The following is a 22307-nucleotide window of genomic DNA, read 5'->3' as shown; positions in this document are numbered from 1 at the left end:
CAAGTGAGCCGGTCGTCGAGCCGTCAACACCGTTCTGACCTGCATGGACGATCAGTTCGTCACGAGCAGGGTGGCGATCACGATCACCGAGAGATTTGCCAGTGCGAATGCCGTCCAGGCGTTATTGCCGGAATCGGGGTTGCCGAAGTCGCCGTACCTGATGTGAAAGGCGACCGCGGACCCGAACAGGACGAGCAGGCCGACGGCGGCGGCGATCCCGACCGGCCACCAGTACAGGCCCACCATCAGCCCGGCCGCGCCCGCGAGCTCCGCCGCGCCGATGAATCGGACCCGCGCGGCGCTCAGCCCGCGCCTGCGCAGCGCCGTCCAGGCCGGCCCCCGCAGCATCACCTTGGGCACCCCCGCGCCGAGCGCGGCGACGGCGAGAAGGACGGTGCAGACGATGGTGAGGATCTCCATGGGTGTCCTTCGCTGTCAGCGGCGGTGCAGGCGCAGCCGGAACCCCTCCGGCTTGAGGGTGAGCAACTCGGTGACGTCGAGCTCGTAGTCGGGCTCGGGCTCGAGGTCGTAGCGGTGCAGCAGCAGTGCCAGGGCCATCACGATCTCGTGGATCGCGAATTGCCTGCCGATGCAGGAGCGGATACCGGTGCCGAACGGCTTGTAGACGTGGCCGGGGCGGGTGCGGACGTTCGCGGGCAGGAACCGGTCCGGGTCGAACGAGTCCGGGTCGTCGCCCCAGACGGGGTCCCGGTGCAGCTGCGGCAACAGCACGAACGCGGCGTCACCCGCCTTCATCGGATAGCGGCCGCCCAGCACGGTGTCCTCGCGGGCCTCGCGCATGTAGCCGGGCGCGGTCGGCCACAGTCGCAGTGTCTCGTCGAGGACTCGCCGCACGTAGCGCAGCTTCGGGATCTGCTCGAACACCGGATCGGGGTCGGTGCCCTGTGGCCACATCGAGTAGATCTCGGCGCGGGCGCGCTCGGCGATCTCCGGGTTGTTCGCCAAGTAGTACAACGCGAACGACAGGGCGCCCGAGGAGGTCTCGTGACCGGCGATGAGGAAGGTGATCACCTGGTCGCGGACGTTCTCGTCGTCGAGACGCTCGCCGGACTCGGGATCCTCGGCGGAGAGCATCAGACCGAGCAGGTCGTCGCGGTGCTCCTCGGGGTTCGCGCGGCGCGAGCGGATCACCTCGTCGACCACCTCGGCCATGTAGGCCAGGTCGGCCTGGTTCCTGCGGATCGCCGTGCGCTTGATCGCCCGGTCCAGGATCGGGATCGGGATGGTGAACGAGGCCTTCTGCGCGAACCTCAGTGAGCGGATCATCGCCCCGACGAACGGGTCCTGCTCGGCTCGGTCGAAGGAGCCGAACTCGTATCCGAAGCCGGTACGGCCGATCGTCTCGAGCGTCACCTTGGTCATGTCCGGGGTGACCTCGACCGGTGTGGAGTCGCAGCGCTCGTCCCAGTGCACGATCAGCTCACGCACGGTGTCGAGCATGGTCTGGTGGTAGCTGCGCATCGCGGACTGGGTGAAGGCGGGCATCAGGATGTTGTGGGCCTTCGACCAGTTCGGTTCGGAGTTGTAGGCGGTGAACAGCCCGTCGTTCCCGATCGGCCGCAGGTTCCGCAGCGCGACGCCGACGTGCTTCTGGAACCGGCTCTCGTCGTTGAGCTCGGTGGCCAGGTCCACGCCGGAGACGAAGGTGAACACGTAGTTGAAGATCTTGCGCTGGTAGATCGGGCCGAGGCGCCGCGCGCAGGCCATCGCGTTCTGCGTCGGCTTGGTGACATCGACGTCGAGCAGGTCCCCGAGCAGGGGGATCCGCCGCGGCGGGTGGGGCATCGACGGACGATCGACCGTGAGGACTGCCATGGGCTCCATCTTGGCGTGCCGGCGCGCCCGCGGGCGGCGGAACGCGCCCAACCGCGGGGGTTCGTCGACTTCGGGTTCGTCAGCGTCGCCGCAGACCCAGCCGCAGGCCGACGGGCTTGAGCGTGAACTCCTCCGCGACCTCCAGCTGGTAGCCGGGAACGGGAGCGAGCTCGTAGCGATGCAGGATCAGCGCGAGCGCCAGTGTGGACTCGTGCAGGGCGAGCTGGCGTCCGATGCACGAGCGCATGCCCGTGCCGAAGGGCTTGTAGATGCCGGTCGGGCGGGTGCGGGCGCGCTCGGGGAGGAATCGGTCCGGATCGAAGGCCAGCGGGTTCGGGCCCCACACCGGGTCCCGCTGCACGCGCAGGGTGAGCGCCAGCAGGGCCTGGCCCTTCCGGACCGCGTGGCCGCCGAGGGTGGTGTCCTGTTTCGGTTCCCGGAAGTAGCCGGGGGCGATCGGCCACAGGCGCAGCGTCTCGTCGACGACCCGGCGCACGTACTTGAGCTTGTGGATGTCGGCGAACACCGGGTCCGGCTCCGTGCCCGCCGGCCACAGCGAGGAGACCTCGGCCCGGGCCCGATCCGCGATCTCGGGGTGGGTCGCGAGCAGATGCAGCGCGAACGAGAGTGTGCCGGAGGTGGTCTCGTGGCCGGCGCTGAGGAAGCTGATCACCTGATTGCGAATGTTCTCGTCCTCGAGACGCTGCCCGCTCTCGGGGTCCGCGGTGCCGAGCATCAGCGCCAGCAGGTCGTCGGGCTGACCGTCCGGGTGGCGGCGGCGCTCGCGGATGATGTCGTCGACCACGTGCCGGACGTAGTCGACATCGCGGGCGTTCTGCCTGATGTCCTTGCCGTGGACCGCGTTCTCCAGCCAGTGCACCGGGATGCGGAACCCGGCGCGCCCGATATAGGCGAACATGCGCGCCACCGCGACGGCGAAGGGGTCGGGCTCGCTGCGAGTGAACGAATCGAAGTGATAGCCGAATCCGATGCGGCCGATCGTCTCGAGCGTCAGCTTGCTGGTGTCGGTGTGCACGTCGACGGTGGTGTCCCAGTCGGCCAGGGTGTCCCAGTGGGCAAGGAGTTCGCCGACGGTCTCGAGCATGATGTCGTGGTAGCCGCGCATCGCGGAGAGGGTGAAGGCGGGCATCAGGATGTTGTGCGCTCGCGCCCAGTTGGGTTCGTCGCTGTACGCGGTGGGCAGCGCGTCGCCTAGGAACTCGCGGGAGGCCGCGAAGGCGAAGCCGACGTGCTTGCCGAACCTTTTCTCGTCACCGAGCTCCGCGTACGCCGCGGGCCCCGAGACGACCGTGAGGTGTCGATTGAAGATCTTGGTCTCGTAGATGGGGCCGAGGAACCCGGCGAGCTCGGCCAGCCGCTGCGCGGGACGGGCGGCGTCGCCGGAGAGCACGTCGCCCAGCACCGGTAGCCGATGCGGTGGGTGCGGCAGCGTGTCGGTGGTCATCGCCGGAAGCGGACGAGCCATGACTGATTCTCGCGCACTTCGGGGGTATTTGTCGCCCATCGGCGCTCGCCCCGGATCACGTTTCGTGGTCTGGCGAAATCGAATCGGCCCCGATTTGTTGCGGCTCGGCGGCGATATCCGCGTCCGCAGGTGGTAACGGCATCCGCGAACTAGCATCGCTGCTTGGGTAATTCCGCCGCGGTCGCGGCCGTCACGGGCACGCTGATCCAGGGAGAGGGAAGCAGATGGATTTCGCACCCACCGAACGCTGTCAGGAGTACCGCGACAAGCTCCTGGCCTTCATGGACGAGCGGATCTACCCGGCCGAGGCGGTGTACGAGCAGCAGATGCGCGAGTCGGGAGACCCGCACTTCCAGCCGCCGATCATCGAGGAACTCAAGGTCGAGGCGCGGTCGCGGGGGTTGTGGAACCTCTTTCACCCGCATCCCGGGTACGGGCCGGGGCTGACCAACTCGGAGTACGCGCCGCTGGCCGAGATCATGGGACGGAGCCACCTCGCGTCCGAGGCGTGCAACTGCTCCGCCCCGGACACCGGGAACATGGAGGTTCTCACGCTCTTCGGCACCGACGAGCACAAAGAGCGCTGGCTGCGGCCGCTGCTGGAGGGCACCATCCGCTCCGCGTTCGCCATGACCGAGCCCGACGTCGCCAGTTCGGACGCGACCAACATCCAGATGACCATGGCCCGCGACGGCGACGAGTGGGTGCTCAACGGGCGCAAGTGGTGGACCTCGAATGCGTTGCACGCCAACTGCCGGGTGCTGATCGTGATGGGCAAGACCGATCCCACCGGGCCCGTCTACAGCCAGCAGTCGATGATGGTGGTGCCGATCGACGCCCCCGGGATCACGGTGGTGCGCGGGCTGCCGGTGTTCGGCTACCAGGACCGCGAGGGCCACGCCGAGGTGCTGTTCGAGAACGTCCGGGTCCCCGATGCCGACGTGTTGGCCGGTGCCGGTGCGGGATTCATGATCAGCCAGGCCCGGCTCGGACCGGGGCGCATCCACCACTGCATGCGCGCGGTCGGGATGGCGGAGCGGGCGCTGGAACTGATGTGCCTGCGGGCGTCGACCCGGGTCACCTTCGGTCGTCCGCTGAGCGCGCGCGCCAACATCCAGGACTGGATCGCCGAGGCGCGCATCGAGATCGAGATGGCCCGGCTGCTGACCCTCAAGGCCGCCTGGTTGATGGACACGGTCGGCAACAAGGAGGCGCGCACCGAGATCGCCGCCATCAAGGTGGCTGCCCCGCAGATGGCGCTCAAGATCGTCGACCGAGCCATCCAGGTGCACGGCGGCGGCGGGGTGTCCGACGACTTCCCGCTGGCAATGATGTACGCGCACCTGCGCGCCCTGCGGCTCGCCGACGGCCCCGACGAGGTACACAAAATGACCATCGCGCGCCAGGAGCTGCGGCCGTACCGGCTCGCAGCCGAAGAAGCCGTCGCCGCCGCGAAATGACAGACACCGCACCACAGTCCGTGACAGGAAGGGAACCCGATGAGCAACGCCGTAGGACTCGACGAAGAGGCGGTGTCGAACTGGATCGCCGACATGGGGGTCGGTGCCGTCGCGCCGCTCGAGTTCAAACGGATCGGCAACGGCCAGTCGAACCTGACCTATCTGGTGTCCGACTCGGGGGGTGGCCAGTGGGTGTTGCGCAGGCCGCCGCTGGGGCACCTGTTGGCGTCCGCGCACGACGTGGCCCGGGAGTACCGGATCCTGTCGGCCCTGCAGGGGACCGGGGTGCCGGTGCCGAAGGTGCTGGGCCTGACCGAGGACCCGGCGATCACCGACGCGCCGCTGATGCTGATGAACTACGTCGACGGTGTGGTGATCGACAGCATCGGGGTGGCCAAGCAGCTGACGCCGGAACGTCGACGGGCAACCGGGCTGTCGATGCCGAAGGCGTTGGCCAGCATTCACGCCGTCGACCTCGAACTGTCCGGCCTCGACGATCTCGCGAGCCACTCGCCCTACGCGGAGCGCCAGCTCCGGCGCTGGTCGGGGCAGTGGGAGAAGTCGAAGACCCGCGACATCCCGGCGATCGACGAGCTGGCGGCGCTGCTCACCCGGTCCATCCCCGCGCAGACCGAGCTGACCCTGGTGCACGGCGACTTCCACCTGAGCAACGTGATCACCGCCCGCGACGACGGCAGGGTGGTCGCCGTCGTGGACTGGGAACTGTGCACGCTCGGTGACCCGCTCGCGGATGTCGGTGCGCTGCTGGCATATTGGGCGCAGGCGGAGGACGAGGTTCCCGGTCCTTTCGCGGCGTCGACGCTGGAGGGCTTCCCGACCAGGGAAGAGCTGACGAAGGCCTACATGCAGGAGACCGGCAGGGATCCGGCCGCGCTCGGGTTCTGGCACGCACTGGCCCTGTGGAAGATCTCGATCATCGCCGAGGGGGTGCTCCGGCGGACGATGGAGGATCCACGGAACACGGCCGCAGTGGGAGCACCGTCGACGAAGTTGATCGACGACATCGTGGCCCAGGCGATGGAGATCGCGCGCAAGGCCGGCCTCCGGTAGCTAATCGTATGCAAATCGTGACCAAAAGAATCTTGTAAAAGAAACCATCAATCCGCTAGACGGATCCGGGATCGGCGTGCACACTTCTTTGTGAGCCGGAACACGGTGGCAAAAATCACACTGAAGGGAACAACATGGACAACATTCTGAGCCAGCTGATCTCGGTGCTCGGCGGCCTCACGGGCGGTCTCACGTCGGGCTCGTCGAAGCCCTCGACCACGACGTGAATACTCCGACCTGATCGAATGCCCCGCTTCCCGAGAGCGGGGCGTTCGGCGTTTCGGGGGCGTCGAGATCGGGGCGACTACGCTTCACCGCCATGGCCACCACTGACTCCGCGGAACGCTCGGGCAAGTTGTCGCGTGCGCGGATCCTCGAGATCGCCTTGGCGCACTTCGCGGTTCACGGCTATCGGGGCAGTTCCCTGGCGAAGATCGCGGCCGAGGCCGGGATCTCCCAGCCCGGACTGCTGCACCACTTCCCCACCAAGGCGGCGCTGCTGATGGCGGTGCTCGCCGACCGGGACGTGCAGGATCTGCACGCGACGGGCACGGATCCCGAGACCCTGTCCGAGATGGACTTCGCCGAGCTGATCGCCTTCCTCATCCGGATCGTGCGCCACAACGTCCAGAATCGTGACCTCGTTCAGCTCGCGCACCTCACGGCCGCCGAGGCGACGGGATCGGAACACCCCGCCCGCGAGTGGGTCATCGGCCGGCAGAAGTTCCTGCAATCGCTGGTCGAATCGTCACTCCGCCGCGGCATCGAGGCGGGCTCGGTGCGCCACGACGTCGACCCACGGATGACCACCTTTTTGCTGGTCGCCGCCGTGGAGGGGCTGGAAAACCAGTGGCTGGTCGACGACGAGGTCGACATGGTCGGCTCCTTCGTCCACTTTGCCGAACAGCTGCAACGAGCGGTGGCACCGACCGCCTGATCATCCGACCTGAGCAGGGAGTTCCCGGCTCAGGACGGCGGGGTCAATTGGCTCACCGCGTCGCGGATCTCCTCGGGAATCGCCACCGGTTTCCGGGTCTGCGCGTCGATGTAGACGTGCACGAAGCGTCCCGTGGCGGCGAGATCGAGCGCGCCGCGCTCGCCGACCCGGAAGATCGCGAGCGCGTAGACGATGCTGCGCGCGCCGAGCCGGGCCACCGACAGTCCGACCTGCAGCTGGTCCGGGAAGCTCAGCTCGCTGTGGTACCTGCACGAGGTCTCGGCGACGACGCCGATCGCGGGCAGGTCGCGGATGTCGACGCCGACCGCCGACATCAGCCAGCCGTTCACCGCGGTGTCGAAGTACGAGTAGTAGGTGACGTTGTTGACGTGGCCGTAGTGGTCGTTGTCCGCCCAGCGGGTGGGTACAGGCCACAGCACGGGGTAGTCGGCGGCGGTGGGCTCGGATTGGGCGGAGGTCATGGTGGCGACCTTAGATCAGGCGTGTCGGGACAGTTGCCTCGGTGGTGGCGTCGTATGGATCAGCGAATCGACGAGCTTGGTCATCGCCGAACCGGCGGCGTCGGTGGCGGTGGGCCCCAGCGCGACCAGCGAGACGATGAGGGCCGCGGCCTCACCGGGGGTGAGGGTGATCGGATCGACGTGCCGCCTGGCGTCGATCGCGTACCCGCCGCCTGGCCCGTTGCGGACCTCGATCGGGATGCCTGCCTCGCGCATCCGGGCGATGTCGCGCTCGACGGTTCGCGGGGTGACGCGCACGGTGTCGGCCAGCGCGCGTGCCGTCGTGAACTCCGGCGACCGGGCGCGTAGGCACTCGATCACCGCGTGCTGGCGTTCGATCCGCCGTAGCGTCAGGTGCGGGTCGGTGGACTTCGAGAAGGCCATGGCGACGAGGTTATAGAAGCCGACAGCTGCTTGTCGGGCTCTCTGTCTACTGTTGCGTTCACCCTCACATTCAAGGAGTGCGCATGAACACCGAACCGAAGTCGACACCGATCGTTTTCCTCAGCGGCGCAGGGCTTCCGGCCTGGATCTGGGACGAGGTGCGGGCCTCGTTGCCCGTCGACTCGGTCGTCGCGTCATACCCGAAGCGCGCGGACGCGACGCTGCGGGACTACGCGGAGGCGGTGCTGGCGCAGGCACCCGACGGTGAGTTCACCGTGGTGGCGCATTCGATCGGCGGCGTGGTGGCGACCGAGGTCGCGGCCCTCGCCCCCGAGCGCGTCGGCGGGCTGCTCGCCGTCGCGGCCTCGGTGCCGTCGGCGGGCCGCTCGTTCCTGGGCGCGCTGCCCGCGCCGCAGCGGTACATCGTCGGGCTGATCATGCGGCTCGCGGGCACCCGGCCGCCGGAGAAGGCGATCCGCTCGGGCCTGTGCGCCGGTCTCGGCGAGGATGACATCGCGCGCATCGTCGCGGACTTCGCGCCGGAATCGCAGCGCCTCTACCGGGATCGCGTCTCGGCGCGGACCCTGCCCACGCGCACCGGCTACCTCGTGGCGACGGCGGACAAGGAGTTCCCGGCGGCGCTGCAGGGCCGGTACGCCGACGAGCTCGGAACCCGGTGGCGGCGCGAGATGGCCACGGGGCACCTGCCGATGCTGCAGGACCCGGCGTCGCTCAGCCAGCTCCTCAAGGAGTTCGCGGCCGGGGCCTGACGCCGCGCACCACCAGCCGGAAGACCAGCCCGGCGACGAGCGCCCAGAAGGCCGACCCGATGCCGAGGATGCCGACGCCCGACGCGGCGATCAGGAAGGTGAGTACCGCCGCCTCCCGGTCGGATTCGTCGGCCACCGCCGCCGCCAGTGAGCCGCCAAGGGTCGCCAGCAGTGCCAGGCCCGCGACGGCCTCGACCACGCCCTGCGGTGCGGCGACGACCAGCGTCGCCAGCGCCGCCGAGCACAGCGCGAGCACCAGATAGGAGCAGCCCGCGGTGAAGGCGGCCACCCAGCGCCGCTTCGGGTCCGGGTGCGCGGAGGGCGCGGCGGCCAGGGCGGCGCTGATGGCGGCGAGGTTGATCGCGTGGCCGCCCGCGGGTGCGCCGATCACGGTGCCGATGCCGGTAACGGTCATCGCCGACTTCCACGGCACCCGGTACCCGAAGGACGACATCACCGCGGTGCCCGGGATGTTCTGCGAGGCCATCGTCACGATGTACAGCGGGACCGCGATGCCCACCAGCGCCTGCCACGTCCAGTGCGGGGCGGTGAGCTCGAGCGTCGGGGCGAGTGCGGAGGTGTCCAGGGAGCCGTTGCCGAAGGCGATGCTGATGGCGATCACCACGGCGGCCGCGGCGAAGGCCGCGGGCACGGCCCAGCGCCGGGAGAACCGCAGCAGGACCAGCCAGACGAGGACGACAGGGGCGACCGCGGCGGGGGAGTCGCGGAAGGCGGTGACCGGGGCGAGGCAGAGCGGGAGCAGCACCCCCGCGAGCATGGCCTGGGCGAGCGGGGTGGGGATCGCCGCGATCAGCCGACCGAGCCGGGGCCACAGGCCGGTGAGGGTGACCGCGAGGCCGACGACGATGAAGGCGCCCACCGCCGCGGGCCAGCCCCCGACGACCAGGCCCGTTCCGGCCAGCAGTGCGGCGCCGGGGGTGGACCAGGCCAGGGTGATCGGCATCCGGTAGTGCCGGGACAGCCAGAGCATGCCGATCGCCTGGGTGACGCACAGCGCCATCAGGCCGGACGCGGCCTCGGTCGGACTCGCGCCGACCGCGCGCAGGCCGGTGAGGACCACGGCGAAGGAACTGGTGAAGCCGACGAGGGCGGTGACAACGCCCGCGCTGATCGGGTGCGAGAGGCCCGGTTCGCGCGCGACCGCGGGCCCCGTCTGTTCGGCTCCCGTCGGATCGGGCTCGAGGGTTCGTGACACGACCGCCATCTTGCCGCAGCCGCGGTCGCGGTCGGTCGCGGCGCCCCCGCCGAGTGTGCAGCTGCTGTCGCGCTATCTGGGCGTTTGCCCCGGCAACCGCACACTCGGCGAGGCGGGCGGCTGGGTGCGGGCCTTCTTGCGTCAGCCGATCTGCTCGAACAGGGACACGATGATCCCTTCGGGCCCACGCACGTAGGCCATCCGCACGCTGTTCTCGTACTCGCCGATGCCGCCGATGAGCCCGTACCCGTCCGCAGCCACCGCGTCGACCGCCGCCTGGAGGTCGCCGACCTCGAAGGACACGTTGCGCAGCCCGACCTCGTTGGCCATCGCCGTCGGCGATCCGGGCACGTGGTCGGGCGTGACGAAGGTCGAGAGCTCCAGCCGGGACCCTCCGCCGGGCGGCCGCAGCATCGCGATCTGACAGTGCGCGCCGGGGATGCCGCAGACGGTCTCCACGAACTCGCCCTCCACGGATCCGGTGCCCTCCACCTCGAGGCCCAGTCCGACGAAGAACGCCGTTGCCGTGTCGAGGTCCGCGACGGTGATGCCGATGTGGTCGAAACGCTTTACGTGTGCCATGGGATCCATCCTCCGATTGTTGTGTGCCGATTCGATGCTGGGACGGAGCCGGGGCCGGGATCTCGACATGTTCTTGCCGCAAAGCTGTGGTCATCCAGGATTTCGAGTAGTCGTGCGGGACGACAGGTTGCGTCGAGCGCCAGTATCGTGTGTGTCGCTGGCCGTGCCGCCCGAGTGATCGAGCCGACCCACGGGCGGTGGCGGCCGCCGGTAGGGTGGAAACGACATGGAGATCGTGATCCGGTCCACGCCAGACGAAGTCGCCTCGACCGTCGCCGACATCGTCGAGCGCTCCGTGCGCCGAGGCCCGACGACGCTTGGCCTCGCGACCGGGTCGTCTCCGCTCGGCAGTTACCGCGAGCTGATCCGGCGGCACCACGACGACGGGTTGGACTTCTCGTCCGCCCGGGTGTTCCTGCTCGACGAGTACGTCGGGCTCCCGAAAAGCCATGAACAGTCCTATTTTTCCGTGATCAGATCCGAATTCGTCGATCGGGTGAATCTCGACCCCGACCGGGTGCACGGCCTCGACGGGCAGGCACCGGACCTGGCCGCGGAGGCCGCCCGCTACGACGCCGCCATCGCGGCTGCCGGTGGTATCGACGTGCAGCTGCTCGGGATCGGCACCGACGGACACATCGGCTTCAACGAGCCCGGGTCGTCGTTGACGTCACGGACGCGCATCAAGACGCTGACCGAGCAGACCCGACTCGACAACGCCCGCTTCTTCGGCAGCGTCGACGACGTCCCGCTCCACGTGCTGACCCAGGGCCTCGGCACCATCGGCGAGGCCAGACACCTGGTGATGGTCGTGGTCGGGGCGGGCAAGGCGGACGCCATCGCCGCGGCGGTGGAGGGCCCGCTCACTGCGATCTGCCCGGCGTCGGTGCTGCAACTGCACCGGCACGCGACCGTGGTCGTCGACGAGGCGGCAGCGGAGTGGTTCGCGTTGGCCGATTACTACCGGTACGCGCTGCGGCACAAGCCGGACTGGCAGCAGTTCTGAGACGACGGTCCTCCGGTCAAACGAGGGGTGGGACCTGCCGGTACGGAGTAGGTTCTGCAGGCAACTGCACGTCTGACGACGGGACCCGGCGATGACAGCACAGGTCGTGACCAGGACACATCGGCGGCGGGGGTTGTTGGCGGCGGCGGCCGTCACCCTGCTCATAGCGGCGGGATGCGCAGACGATTCGACCTCGGAGCAGGCGGCCACCAGCACGCCAGCTGGTGCCGAACCGAGCGCGGAGATGGATTCCGCCGTCGCCCAGCGCCTGGACGACGCGATCAACTCGACCATGACCAAGACGTCCGTGCCAGGCGCGATAGTCGGCATCTGGGGGCCGGACGGCAACTACGTCAAGGCCTTCGGCGTCGCCGACAAGTCCACCGACGCGCCGATGGAGACCGACTTCTACACCCGGATCGGCAGCCTGACGAAGACGTTCACGGCCACCGCCATCCTGCAGCTGGTGGACGAGGGCAAGGTGGGACTCGACGACCCCATCTCGAAGTACATCGACGGCGTCCCCGCAGGCGATCAGATCACCATCCGGGAGCTGGCCCGCATGCAGAGCGGGCTGGCGAACTACTCGGCGAGCCCGGAGTTCCAGCAGGCGCTCTTCGCGGATCCCAAGGCGCCCTTCACCCCGCAGCAACTGCTGGACTATGCGTTCGCCCAACCCGCGACGTTCCCGCCCGGCCAGGGATTCCAGTACTGCAACACCAACTACGTGCTGCTGGGACTCGTGGTGGAGAAGGAAAGCGGGCTGGCGCTGCAGGACTACATCAACGAGCGGATCCTCCAGCCGTTGCGCATGGAGAAGACGAACTTCCCCACCACCAACGCGTTCCCGAGCCCGCACGCGCAGGGCTACACCGTGCAGACCGCCGACGGCAAGGAAGCCACGGCCACCGACTGGGACCCGTCCTGGGGCTGGGCGGCAGGCGCGATGATCTCGACCCTCGAGGATCTGCACATCTGGGGTCCGGTGCTCGCGACCGGCACCCTGCTCAAGCCGGAAACCCAGGCGCAGCGGCTCGAGACGGTGAATGCGCCGGGTTATCCCCCCGACGTCGGCTACGGCCTGGGGGTGTTCAACGCCGCGGGCTGGATCGGCCACAACGGCAGCCTGCCCGGATACCAGACCGTGACGGTCTACCTGCCGGAGCAGAAGACGACCCTCGTCATCATGACCAACACCGACATCGCCTACGAGGGCGGCGAGCCGAGCACCGAGTTGGCGACGGCGATCACCGAGATCATCTCCCCGGAACACGTCTATCGGCTGAGCGCGGCCGAGCCGAGTGCGGTGACGACGACTTCGGTGACGACGACTTCGGAGACGACGACCCAGTCGACCGAGCCCACCCGTTGATCCGGGGGCGCTCGAACGCCCCATTTCGGTGACGGACCCATCCTCGCGACCCATCGGCTCCGAAGACCTTGCGAACTACCATGCAAGGGAGCGGAGGCGGGCATGCCGGCAACGAGTTCGACGTCAACGGAGGGGAGCCCCGTCGCCAGGAACGCGGCGCTGCGGCTGGTCGCGCGGGCGGTGTCGGGGGTGATCGCCGCGGGCGTGGTGCTGGGCGTCGGCGAACTGCTGTCGGCGCTGACCGGCCCGGAATCGTCGCCCTTCTTCGCGGTCGGATCGACCACGGTCGACCGCAGCCCGGCCTGGTCCCGGGAGTTCGCCATCACGACCTTCGGCACCAACGACAAGCCCGCGCTGTTCATCGGGATGTCGGTCCTCATCGCGGTGATCGCCGCGATCGCGGGCATCGTCGAACGGCCGTCGCGGCCGTACGGCAGCGCGATTCTCGCCGGGCTCGGACTGGTCGGGATATATGCCGCCTACAACCGGCCCGGCGCGAGCGGGGCCGATGTCGTGCCGACGGTGGTCGGGGTGATCCTCGGCATCGTGGTGTTGCGGCTGCTCACCGCCCACCTCGACGAACCCTCGCGCGGCAGCGACCGGGGTATGGGACGGCGCCGGTTCCTGGTGATCGCGTCGGTGGCCGTCGCGGTGGCCGCCGCCGCGGGGGTCGCCGGGCGGCAGATGAACCAGCGGCTGAGCGGGGTGCTCGAGAGCAGGCGTCGGGTGAAGGTGCCCGTGGTCGCGGACCGGGCGGCGCCCATCCCGCCCGGGGTCGACCTGGAGATCCCCGGCGCGACCTCGTTCATCACCCCGAACCCGGTCTTCTACCGCATCGACACCGCGCTGCAGGTGCCCCGCCTGACGACCGAGGAGTGGCGCCTGCGCATCCACGGCATGGTGGACCGCGAGGTCACGCTGGGCTGGGACGAGTTGCTGCGGCGGACGCCCATCGAGCGCCGGATCACGTTGACCTGCGTCTCGAACGAGGTGGGCGGCGAGCTCGCGGGCAATGCCACCTGGGTCGGCTTCCCGATCGCGGATCTCCTCGACGAGGTCGGGGTGCAGCGCGATGCGGACATGCTGTTGTCGAAAAGCGTCGACGGCTTCACCGTCGGTACGCCCGTCGAGGTGCTGCGCGACGGCCGCGACGCGCTGCTGGCCATCGCGATGAACGGCGAGCCGCTCCCGCTCGAGCACGGGTTCCCGGTCCGCCAGGTGGTGCCGGGACTGTACGGCTTCGTCTCGGCCACCAAGTGGGTCGTCGACTGGGAGCTCACCAGATTCGATCGGGCACAGGCGTATTGGACCAAACGGGGATGGGGGGACAGGGCGCCGATCAAGACGGCCTCCCGGATCGACGTGCCCGCCGCGTTCGCGCCGGTGCCCGCGGGGAGCGTGACGATCGCGGGCACCGCCTGGGCGCAGCACCGGGGCATCGAGAGGGTGGAGGTGCGGGTGGACGAGGGGCCGTGGCAGCCCGCGACCCTCGCGCCGCAGTACTCCATCGACACCTGGCGTCAGTGGTCCTGGCAGTGGGACGCGCCCGCGGGGGTGCACAACGTGCAGGTGCGTGCCACGGATCTTGACGGCAACGTCCAGACCGAGGAGCGCGCCGAGCCGATCCCCGATGGCGCCACCGGCTGGCACAGCCGCACCATCACCGTGCGCTGACGCCGAGTGTGCAGCTGCCGGCGCGCTTCCTGGGGGTTTGCGGCGGCAACTGCACACTCGGCGGCGGTACGGTGTGGCCATGGTGGCTATCGAGGTGCTTCGCGGGGACATCACGAAGGTCGAGGCGGACGCGATCGTGAACGCGGCGAACTCCGGACTGCTCGGCGGCGGGGGAGTGGACGGGGCCATCCACCGGGCCGGCGGCCCGAGCATCCTCGAGGAATGTCGACGGCTGCGCGCGAGCACGCTGCCGGACGGGCTGCCCGCGGGCGACGCCGTCGCCACCACCGCGGGAGATCTGCCCGCGCGCTGGGTGATTCACACGGTGGGCCCGGTGTACTCGGCAGACGAGGGCCGGTCGGCGGTGTTGCGGTCGGCCTACACCCGCAGCCTCGAGGTGGCCGACGAGCTGGGCGCGCGGACGGTGGCCTTCCCGCTGATCTCGGCGGGCAGCTACGGCTGGCCGCACGCCGACGCCGTGCGCCAGGCGGTTGCCGCGGTGCGCAGCTCCGGCACCTCGGTGCGGACCGTCACCTTCGTCGCCTTCGGCGAGCCGATGGCCGAACTGCTGCGGCGCGAACTCGGGGTGCTCGTCACCGCCGAGGACCTCGCGGCCCGGCTGGGCGCGCCCCGGCCGCCGGTACTGCTCGACGTCCGATGGGCGCTCGGCGACCCGAACGGCCGGGAACACTTCCACGACGGGCACATTCCCGGCGCCTCGTTCGTGGACCTGGAAACCGAGCTGGCCGCGCCGCCCGCGCCGGAACACGGCAGGCACCCGCTGCCCGAGATCGCCGACCTGCAGTCCGCGGCCAGGCGGTGGGGGATCGACACCGGCGACGCCGTCGTCGTCTACGACGCCACCGGGAACACCGCCGCCGCTCGCGCCTGGTGGCTGCTGCGCTGGGCCGGGGTGCCCGACGTCCGGATGCTCGACGGCGGGCTGTCCGCGTGGACTTCGGCGGGGCTCGACCTGGAATCCGGTGCGGGTCAACCGGTGCGGGCCGGAAACGTGGAGCTCACCGCCGGACACCTGCCGACGGTGACGGCGGGCGAGGCCGCGGAACTCGCGGTGGACGGGGTGCTGCTCGACGCCCGCGCCGCCGAGCGATACCGCGGCGAGGTCGAGCCGGTGGATCCGCGTGCGGGCCACATCCCGGGGGCGCGCAGCGCCCCGACTGCCGAGAACCTCGACGCCGCCGGACGATTCGCGGACGCCGAGGCGCTGCGCCGACGCTTCGCCGGGCTGGGCGCCGACGGTTCGGCACCGGTCGCGGTCTACTGCGGTTCGGGGGTGACGGCCGCGCACGAGATCGCCGCGCTGGCCATCGCCGGGATCGAGGCGGCCCTCTACCCGGGCTCGTGGTCGCAGTGGTCCAGCGATCCGGATCGTCCCGTGGCGACCGGCCTGACCCCGTAGGTCCGTCCCGGTCAGGACCTCGAGTACTCGGAGGCCCGGCGGATCTGGTCCGGGGTGGGACGCACCCCGGTGTAGAGCTCGAACTGGGCCGCGGCCTGTAGCGCGATCACCTCGGCGCCGGTGATGACGGTCTTGCCCAGCGCCGACGCGGTCCGCACGAGCGGGGTGTCGGGCGGCAGCGCCACCACGTCGAACACCGCCTCGGCCGCGCGCACGGCGTCCTCGTCGAAGGGCAGGTCGTCGGCCCCCGGCCCGCCCGACATGCCGATCGGGGTGGCGTTCACCAGCAGCCCCGGCCGCAGCTCGTCCAGCTCCGTTCGCCAGCCGAAGCCGTACTGGTCGGCCAGCGCCCGCCCGGTGACCTCGTTGCGGGCGATGACCGTCACCTGGCCGAACCCGTTGTCGCGCAGCGCCGCCACCACGGCCTTGGCCATCCCGCCGCTGCCCGCGACCGCGGCGCTGAGCGTCGGGGGGACCCGGTGCTCGGCGAGCAGCGTCGCGACCGCCTCGTAGTCGGTGTTGTAGGCATGCAGCACACCGCCGGAATTGACGATGGTGTTCACCGAGGCGATGGCGGCGGCCGAATCGTGCATCACGTCGACGTGCTCGATGCACGCCTCCTTGTACGGCATCGAGACGCCGCAGCCGCGGATGCCGAGCGCCCGGATGCCCGCGACGGCGGCAGACAGGTCGGTGGTGGTGAACGCCTTGTAGACGAAGTCAAGGCCCAGTTCCTCATAGAGGTAGTTGTGGAACCGGGTGCCGATGTTCGACGGCCGCGCGGCGAGGGACATGCACAGGCGGGTGTCCTTGGTCAGGGCGTCTCGGATGGTTCGGCTCACCCGCTCGACGCTATCGCCGTCGGCCGTCGGTGGTCCACCTCGGCGGAAGGTCACGGCCGCCGATCGCAGGTTCGCCGACTCAATACACGTTGATCTGGGTGACGCTGGGGAGGTGCGGACGATCGGTTGTCAGGGTGACCTCGACGCGGCCGGACCCCGTCTCGAGGTGTGTCCACGGCTCCGCCGGGAAGTCGATCACCCCGCCACTGACCTCGGCGGACCACGATCCCGCAGCGCCGGTTCCCAGGTTGCGCCAGTGCAGCGTTGCCGATACCGAGCACAGCGCCCCTGGCGTGGTCGATATCCCGACGAACGTCGCGTTCAGTCAAACGTAGACCAGCCCGGGGAGACTGTCCGTGGCGACCGTGACGCCTCCGATTCGGCCGCCACAAGCAAGTCCGTCAGCGACGGTCGCGGTGTCCGGGATGTTCACCCACCTGTCCTGCTCCGGACCAGCCGCCGCAGGCGTGCAGGCACCGAACAACCCGGCGAGCACGAGGCCGCTGATCGCGATCGACCTGCCGAGCGTGGGAAGCGACATGGTGCTCCGATCGTCGTCGGACAGTGGTTCGACGGTACCTCGGCGGGTTGGCCTGGCATTTCCGTTTGTCGGGGACCGGGACACCGGTCACCGACGCCGGACGCTCAGCCGGTGAACGGCGGGACGAACATGCACGGCACCTCGCGCCGGTGCATGGGGTCGAGCGCGTTGAACACCATGTACGCCGCGCGCTTGGAGCCGGCGATGGCGGCGTGCTCGGAGTAGTCCTGCGCGCAGGTGTCCTGCACGACGATGTTGTTCACCGTGTAGCCGGGAGGGCCCTGCACCTGACCCTGCGGCAGCGCGATCGCCTCGTCGTACCGGGTGGAGATGTTGGTGTAGTTCACGCCCTTGACGTAGGGGGTGCCACCGGCGTTGATCTTCTTGATCAGTTCGGAATCGGCGGTCATCTCGCCGCAGCCCTGACACACGGGGACCGAGGTCTCGGGCACCCCCAACCGCTTGGCGTAGGCGGGCAACGCGTCGACGCCGAGGGTGGTCAGGCCCAGCCACGGCGGCGCGACCGAGACGTAGTTGGTGATCGTGCCCTCGCCGCCGAGGTGCTTGAGGTAGTACGTCGGGATCAGCGTGCCCTGCGAGTGGCCGACGACGTCCACCGTCGGGGCGCCGGTGGCGGAGCGCACCCGGTCGACGAAGGTCTTGAACTCACCGGCGCTGTTCTCGAGCGGGCCCATCCCGCCGATTGCCGAGATCGGCCAGGGTGCGCCGGGAATCGCCCCGTAGGTCAGGGCGAACACACAGAAGCCAGCGTTCTTGAGCATCGGGACATAGGCGCCCCAGTTGGTCTGCTGCCCGCCGCCCGTCCCGTGCACCAGCACCACCGGTCGCGGATGCTCCGCGGTCGGCTTGCATCCGAAGTCGTTCGCGCCGGGCAGCGAGCCGCCGGGGTTGGCCAGCTCGTTCGGGATGCCCGCGAAGAAGTTGTAGTTCTCCGGCAGCGGCTCGGCCTGGGCGGCCCCCGCCCCGAACGGCAAGATCAGCGCGGCCAGCGACAGGACGAAGGCCGCGGTGCGTGACGCTCGGAACATGTGCCCCCCATTGTTGTGTGGATCACTGTGATTGCGGATCACAGCAACCTAGCAATTGCTCGGTTGGTTGCATAGGGGGAAACCGGACGTTCTGGTACCGGCCACTCATGGCATCGGGAAGCGGGTGGCGGTGATCGACTCGAGGTTGCTGCCGTCGTGGCCGATCAACCAGGAGCCGCCCTGGCGCTCACAGTTCGCGAGGTCGTCGAAGACCCGCATCAGGAAGTAGACCGAGAGGTCGGGCGAGGGCGTCAGCGCCAGCTGGTGCGACTCGCCCGGCCGGGTCATGTCCAGCCACACCCCGGACTGCCCGTCCAGCCGAAGGCCGACGATGTGTGCGGCGTCGACGAACTGGTATCTGCGCTGCTGCCACGGCGTGCTGTGCGAGTAGCCCTGCTCGAGCACCTGAACCAGGATGGTCATCTGTCGCTCCCGACGCGATTCGCCCAATGGCCCATTATCCCGCTGGTCAGACGGATTAATCCAGCGTCGTCGCGGTTTGTCGTGGCCGCCTGATTGGATGGGCTGATGGTGCACGCGGTGTGGTCCCCGGGATCGGGGCTGATGCTGTGGCGCGACGGCGGTGCTCCCGAGCCGGTCGACGACGAGATCGAGCACCTGCCCGCCTCGTTGCGGCGGGCCATGGACCGCAAGTTCCGGCACCGGGTCACGGTGTCGCTGCCCAACGGCGACGGCACGCTCGGTGAGGTGACGGTACCCGCCCTCGCGCTGGCGCCGCCCGCGGCCGCCGCGCTGCTGCTCGACCTCCCCACCGGCCCGACTCCGGGTCTGCCCGGCGACCTCCGCTTCCTCGCGCACGTCGCCAGGGGAGTGCGGAGCTGGGTTCGGGCGGGCCGGGTCGTGCCCGAGCTCGAACGCGCGGACGGCCAGTGGTGGGCCCGGTGGCGGCTCGTCGGCGGCGATCGGCAGCGGGCCTGGATCTCGGAATTGGCGGCGGCGACGCCCGCCGTGCTCCGCGGATCGGGTGGCGCGCGAAAGGTGCTGGAGGATCTCGTCTTCGAGATCACCGACCCGATCGTGCGCGAGCTGCTCCGCGACCGCGACGGCGGCGAGCACCCGTTGCTCGCGGCGCTGGCCGCGGGCACCCCGTTCGCCGAGGGCACCCAGCGGATCGCCACCGATCTGCAGCAGTGGCGGCAGAGCCTCACCGTGGAGGAGCCGGACCTGGTCCTGCGGCTGCTCGAACCGGAGGACGACGACGAGCCCGCTCTCGAGGACGGTGCCTTGGTGCTCTGGCGGCTGCAGGTCTGCCTACGGCCCGAGGGCGAGGCGCCCAGCCCGGTGCCGGTGCACCTGGGCGACCCCAAGGCACTGACGGTCGGGGTGCGCAAGCTCGCCGAGGCGATGGCCGCCTACCCGATGCTGCGCGCGGTGCCGTCGGACCCGGACAGCCTCGACCTGCTGCTGCCGCTGGAGGTGGTGACCGACCTGGTCGCGCACGGCGCCCAGGTGCTCGCCGACGCGGGCGTCACGTTGATGCTGCCGCGCGCGTGGAGCGTGGTGGCCCCGTCGCTGCGGCTGCGGGTGACCAGCCCGCCGGTGGCGGCCGACAGCGAGGACAGCGCGGTCGGGATGAACCAGCTCGTCGCCTACAACTGGGAGCTCGCGCTCGGCGACATGGTGCTCACGCCCGCGGAGATGGCGCAGCTGACCCGGGCCAAGACCGACCTGGTCCGGCTGCGGGGACAGTGGGTGCAGGCCGACAAGACCGTTCTCGCGCGGGCCGCCAAGTACGTCATCCGGCAGTCAGGCGACGGCGGGCGCACCCTCGCCGACCTCCTGGGGCAGCTCACTGCGCCGGAATCGCCGCCGGTTCCGGTGGAGGAGATCACGGCCACCGGTTGGGTTGCGGGACTGCTCGATTCGGGAGCGCGGCCGACCAGTGTGCCGCAGCCGCCCGGGCTCGAGGCGCGGCTGCGGCCCTATCAGCGGCGCGGGCTGGACTGGCTGGTGTTCATGAGCGACCTCGGGCTCGGCGCGGTGCTCGCCGACGACATGGGCCTGGGCAAGACGGTACAACTGCTCGCGCTGCTCGCCCACGAACGGGCCGACGGGGCGCAGCGCCCGGGGCCGACCCTGCTGGTCTGCCCGATGTCCGTGGTCGGGAACTGGCAGCGCGAGGCCGCCCGGTTCACGCCGGGGCTGCGGGTGCTCGTGCACCACGGCACCGACCGTCTGCGCGGCGAGCAGCTGACCGCGGTGGTGGCCGAACACGACCTGGTGATCACCACGTACGCGCTGCTGGCAAGGGACACGGCCGCTCTCGGCGAGCAGAGCTGGCGCCGGATGGTGCTCGACGAGGCCCAGCACGTCAAGAACTCGGGCACGGCCCAGGCGCGGGCGGCGCGGGCGATCCCGGCGGCGCACCGGCTCGCGCTGACCGGCACCCCGGTCGAGAACCGGCTCGACGAGCTGCGCTCGATCCTGGACTTCGTGAACCCGAGGATGCTCGGCAGCGCCCAGCAGTTCCGGGCCCGGTTCGCCGTGCCCATCGAACGCGAGCACGACGAGGGCGCGTTGGCGCGGCTGCGGACCGTGACCTCGCCGTTCGTGCTGCGCCGGGTCAAGACCGACCCCGAGGTGATCTCCGATCTGCCGGAGAAGTTCGAGATGACCGTGCGCGCGAACCTCACCGCCGAGCAGGCCTCCCTCTATCGGGCCGTGCTCGACGACATGATGGAGCGGATCAGGGACACCGAGGGCGCGGCCCGCAAGGGCGCGGTGCTCGCGGCGCTGACCCGGCTCAAGCAGGTGTGCAATCACCCGGCGCACTTCCTCGGCGACGGCTCGCCGATGTTGCGTCGCGGCAGCCACCGGTCCGGCAAGCTCGGCCTCGTCGAGGACATCCTGGAGTCGGTGCTCGCCGACGGCGAGCGCGCGCTGCTGTTCACCCAGTTCCGCGAGTTCGGCTCGCTCGTGGCCCCGTACCTGGCGGAGCGGTTCGGCGCCGAGGTGCCTTTCCTGCACGGCGGGGTGTCGCGGGCCAAGCGTGACGCGATGGTGGAGGGATTCCAGGGCGGCGACGCCGCGCCCATAATGCTGCTCTCGCTCAAGGCCGGCGGTACGGGACTCAACCTCACTGCGGCCAATCACGTTGTGCACCTGGACCGCTGGTGGAACCCCGCGGTCGAGAACCAGGCCACCGACCGGGCCTTCCGTATCGGTCAGCGTCGCCACGTGCAGGTCCGCAAGCTGGTGTGCGTCGGCACCCTCGAGGAGCGGATCGACGCGATGCTGGCGAGCAAGTCGGAACTGGCGGACCTCGCCGTCGGCACCGGCGAGAACTGGATCACCGAGATGTCCACCGATGAGCTCCGCGAACTGATGATGCTCGGCGAGGAGGCGGTGGGCGAATGAACCGGCGGCGAACCGATTTCAGCCAGTTCGGCACCCAGCGCGCGGCGCGCGGCGGCCCCTTTGCGCAGTCCTGGTGGGGCCGCGCGCTGGTGTCCTCGATGGAGAAGATCGCCGACTCCGGCCGGATCGCACGTGGGCGCGGCTCCGCCCGCGCGGGACAGGTGATCAGCTATCGGATCGCGCCTGGAGCGGTGGTCGGTGAGGTCCAGGGCAGTCAGATCGACCCGTTCACCGCGACGTTCACCCTCCGCCCGCTGGATCCCGACACCGTCGACGTGCTGATCGACCGGGTGCGCTCGACGCCGGGCATGCTCGCCACCCTCGCCGCGGGGACGGTGCCGATCGAGCTCGGGGAGCTGTTGCTGCCCACCGAGTCCGGCGACCTGGACTTCGGCTGCACCTGCCCGGACCAGGGCTGGCCGTGCAAGCATGCGGCGGCCATCGTCTACCTCACCGCGCAGCGCCTCGACACCGAGCCGCTGGTCATCCTCACCCTCCGCGGGCTCGACCTCGACACCCTGATCCGCTCGTTCGACTCGGACGGGGCGGACGCCGAATCCGCGCCCGATCTCGACGACTACTTCGGGGACCGGATCGAGCTGCCGCCGCTGCCGCGGTTGGAATTCCGGCCCGCGCCGGACGATCTCACCCCGGAGCCGCTGCGCAAGGCGCTGCGGGCGGGCGGGGTGGAGGAGCCGGTGGTGGCCGACGCGCTGCGCGAGCTGACGGCCACCTACCGGATCCTGGGCGGGCAGTGACGCC

General features: G+C 70.0%; 21 protein-coding genes and 1 pseudogene. 11 read left to right on the top strand and 11 right to left on the bottom strand.

Going from position 1 to position 22307, the window contains the following annotated elements:
• Nucleotides 1-51: 51 nt before the first annotated feature.
• The 3 genes from ABIC28_RS21365 to ABIC28_RS21355 form a co-directional block, all read right to left on the bottom strand.
• Entirely contained in the window at nt 52-420 is a 369-nt protein-coding gene (locus ABIC28_RS21365) for a DoxX family protein (protein WP_097213745.1), read from the bottom strand.
• A gap of 15 nt (nt 421-435) precedes the next feature.
• The gene (locus ABIC28_RS21360) at nt 436-1845 is read right to left on the bottom strand and encodes a cytochrome P450 (RefSeq protein WP_097213777.1); all 1410 of its coding nucleotides are present in this window, start codon (nt 1843-1845) and stop codon (nt 436-438) included.
• Nucleotides 1846-1915: 70 nt separating this feature from the next.
• Entirely contained in the window at nt 1916-3301 is a 1386-nt protein-coding gene (locus ABIC28_RS21355; RefSeq protein ID WP_097213776.1) for a cytochrome P450, read from the bottom strand.
• A 245-nt stretch (nt 3302-3546) separates the two neighbouring features.
• Here ABIC28_RS21355 and ABIC28_RS21350 point away from each other — a divergent pair, with 245 nt between their 5' ends.
• The 3 genes from ABIC28_RS21350 (at nt 3547) to ABIC28_RS21340 (ending at nt 6790) form a co-directional block, all read left to right on the top strand.
• Entirely contained in the window at nt 3547-4782 is a 1236-nt protein-coding gene (locus ABIC28_RS21350; RefSeq protein ID WP_097213744.1) for an acyl-CoA dehydrogenase family protein, read from the top strand.
• A 39-nt stretch (nt 4783-4821) separates the two neighbouring features.
• Nucleotides 4822-5853 carry a phosphotransferase family protein gene (locus ABIC28_RS21345; protein WP_209927030.1) on the top strand — a complete coding sequence of 344 codons (1032 nt, stop codon included), beginning with the start codon at nt 4822-4824 and terminating at the stop codon, nt 5851-5853.
• A 319-nt stretch (nt 5854-6172) separates the two neighbouring features.
• The gene (locus tag ABIC28_RS21340) at nt 6173-6790 is read left to right on the top strand and encodes a TetR/AcrR family transcriptional regulator (RefSeq protein WP_209927029.1); all 618 of its coding nucleotides are present in this window, start codon (nt 6173-6175) and stop codon (nt 6788-6790) included.
• Between the two features lie 29 nt (nt 6791-6819).
• Here ABIC28_RS21340 and ABIC28_RS21335 read toward each other — a convergent pair whose 3' ends face one another.
• Together ABIC28_RS21335 and ABIC28_RS21330 are read right to left on the bottom strand one after the other, a co-directional pair.
• Nucleotides 6820-7272 carry an acyl-CoA thioesterase gene (locus tag ABIC28_RS21335; RefSeq protein ID WP_097213741.1) on the bottom strand — a complete coding sequence of 151 codons (453 nt, stop codon included), beginning with the start codon at nt 7270-7272 and terminating at the stop codon, nt 6820-6822.
• A gap of 15 nt (nt 7273-7287) precedes the next feature.
• Nucleotides 7288-7695: a helix-turn-helix transcriptional regulator gene (locus ABIC28_RS21330; RefSeq protein ID WP_209927028.1), complete on the bottom strand. Its 408-nt coding sequence runs from the start codon at nt 7693-7695 to the stop codon at nt 7288-7290.
• Nucleotides 7696-7778: 83 nt separating this feature from the next.
• On the opposite strand from ABIC28_RS21330, the gene ABIC28_RS21325 reads away from it, so the two are divergent.
• Nucleotides 7779-8465 carry an alpha/beta fold hydrolase gene (locus tag ABIC28_RS21325; RefSeq protein ID WP_209927027.1) on the top strand — a complete coding sequence of 229 codons (687 nt, stop codon included), beginning with the start codon at nt 7779-7781 and terminating at the stop codon, nt 8463-8465.
• Here the strand turns inward: ABIC28_RS21325 and ABIC28_RS21320 are convergent.
• Together ABIC28_RS21320 and ABIC28_RS21315 are read right to left on the bottom strand one after the other, a co-directional pair.
• Nucleotides 8440-9690 (bottom strand): benzoate/H(+) symporter BenE family transporter, encoded by a 1251-nt coding sequence (locus ABIC28_RS21320; protein WP_209927026.1) that lies wholly within the window; start codon nt 9688-9690, stop codon nt 8440-8442. The two genes, ABIC28_RS21325 and ABIC28_RS21320, sit on opposite strands and share 26 nt — an antisense overlap.
• Nucleotides 9691-9822: 132 nt before the next feature.
• Nucleotides 9823-10263 (bottom strand): VOC family protein, encoded by a 441-nt coding sequence (locus tag ABIC28_RS21315; protein ID WP_097213737.1) that lies wholly within the window; start codon nt 10261-10263, stop codon nt 9823-9825.
• 226 nt (nt 10264-10489) lie between these two features.
• Between ABIC28_RS21315 and nagB the strand changes: the two genes are divergently transcribed.
• The 5 genes and pseudogenes from nagB (at nt 10490) to ABIC28_RS21290 (ending at nt 15735) form a co-directional block, all read left to right on the top strand.
• The gene (gene nagB, locus ABIC28_RS21310) at nt 10490-11269 is read left to right on the top strand and encodes a glucosamine-6-phosphate deaminase (protein ID WP_354580705.1); all 780 of its coding nucleotides are present in this window, start codon (nt 10490-10492) and stop codon (nt 11267-11269) included.
• A gap of 91 nt (nt 11270-11360) precedes the next feature.
• Nucleotides 11361-12641, top strand: a complete 1281-nt coding sequence (locus ABIC28_RS21305) for a serine hydrolase domain-containing protein (RefSeq protein WP_354580703.1) — start codon at nt 11361-11363, stop codon at nt 12639-12641.
• A gap of 102 nt (nt 12642-12743) precedes the next feature.
• The gene (locus tag ABIC28_RS21300) at nt 12744-14315 is read left to right on the top strand and encodes a molybdopterin-dependent oxidoreductase (protein ID WP_502945058.1); all 1572 of its coding nucleotides are present in this window, start codon (nt 12744-12746) and stop codon (nt 14313-14315) included.
• Nucleotides 14272-14886 (top strand): annotated as a pseudogene (locus ABIC28_RS21295) (O-acetyl-ADP-ribose deacetylase); the annotation flags it as partial. The gene ABIC28_RS21300 and the pseudogene ABIC28_RS21295, both read left to right, overlap by 44 nt.
• The gene (locus ABIC28_RS21290; protein WP_354580842.1) at nt 14872-15735 is read left to right on the top strand and encodes a sulfurtransferase; all 864 of its coding nucleotides are present in this window, start codon (nt 14872-14874) and stop codon (nt 15733-15735) included. The pseudogene ABIC28_RS21295 and the gene ABIC28_RS21290, both read left to right, overlap by 15 nt.
• An 11-nt stretch (nt 15736-15746) precedes the next feature.
• On the opposite strand, the gene ABIC28_RS21285 is transcribed toward ABIC28_RS21290, so the two are convergent.
• The 4 genes from ABIC28_RS21285 to ABIC28_RS21270 form a co-directional block, all read right to left on the bottom strand.
• On the bottom strand, nt 15747-16577 hold the full coding sequence (locus ABIC28_RS21285) for a shikimate 5-dehydrogenase (RefSeq protein ID WP_354580701.1): 831 nt from the start codon (nt 16575-16577) through the stop codon (nt 15747-15749).
• A gap of 325 nt (nt 16578-16902) precedes the next feature.
• Complete coding sequence (locus ABIC28_RS21280; protein WP_245220997.1) at nt 16903-17118, bottom strand: hypothetical protein; 216 nt, start codon at nt 17116-17118, stop codon at nt 16903-16905.
• A gap of 104 nt (nt 17119-17222) precedes the next feature.
• Nucleotides 17223-18167, bottom strand: a complete 945-nt coding sequence (locus ABIC28_RS21275) for an esterase/lipase family protein (protein ID WP_209927017.1) — start codon at nt 18165-18167, stop codon at nt 17223-17225.
• Nucleotides 18168-18272: 105 nt separating this feature from the next.
• Nucleotides 18273-18590 carry a hypothetical protein gene (locus tag ABIC28_RS21270; RefSeq protein ID WP_097213730.1) on the bottom strand — a complete coding sequence of 106 codons (318 nt, stop codon included), beginning with the start codon at nt 18588-18590 and terminating at the stop codon, nt 18273-18275.
• 105 nt (nt 18591-18695) lie between these two features.
• On the opposite strand from ABIC28_RS21270, the gene ABIC28_RS21265 reads away from it, so the two are divergent.
• Complete coding sequence (locus ABIC28_RS21265; RefSeq protein WP_209927016.1) at nt 18696-21545, top strand: DEAD/DEAH box helicase; 2850 nt, start codon at nt 18696-18698, stop codon at nt 21543-21545.
• Nucleotides 21542-22303, top strand: a complete 762-nt coding sequence (locus ABIC28_RS21260) for an SWIM zinc finger family protein (RefSeq protein WP_097213728.1) — start codon at nt 21542-21544, stop codon at nt 22301-22303. The genes ABIC28_RS21265 and ABIC28_RS21260 overlap by 4 nt, the downstream gene beginning before the upstream one ends.
• Nucleotides 22304-22307 lie beyond the last annotated feature (4 nt).

Source organism: Rhodococcus sp. PvR044 (assembly GCF_040548995.1).
Lineage (GTDB): Bacteria > Actinomycetota > Actinomycetes > Mycobacteriales > Mycobacteriaceae > Rhodococcus_G > Rhodococcus_G oryzae.
This window is presented reverse-complemented; position numbering and strand designations above follow the sequence as displayed.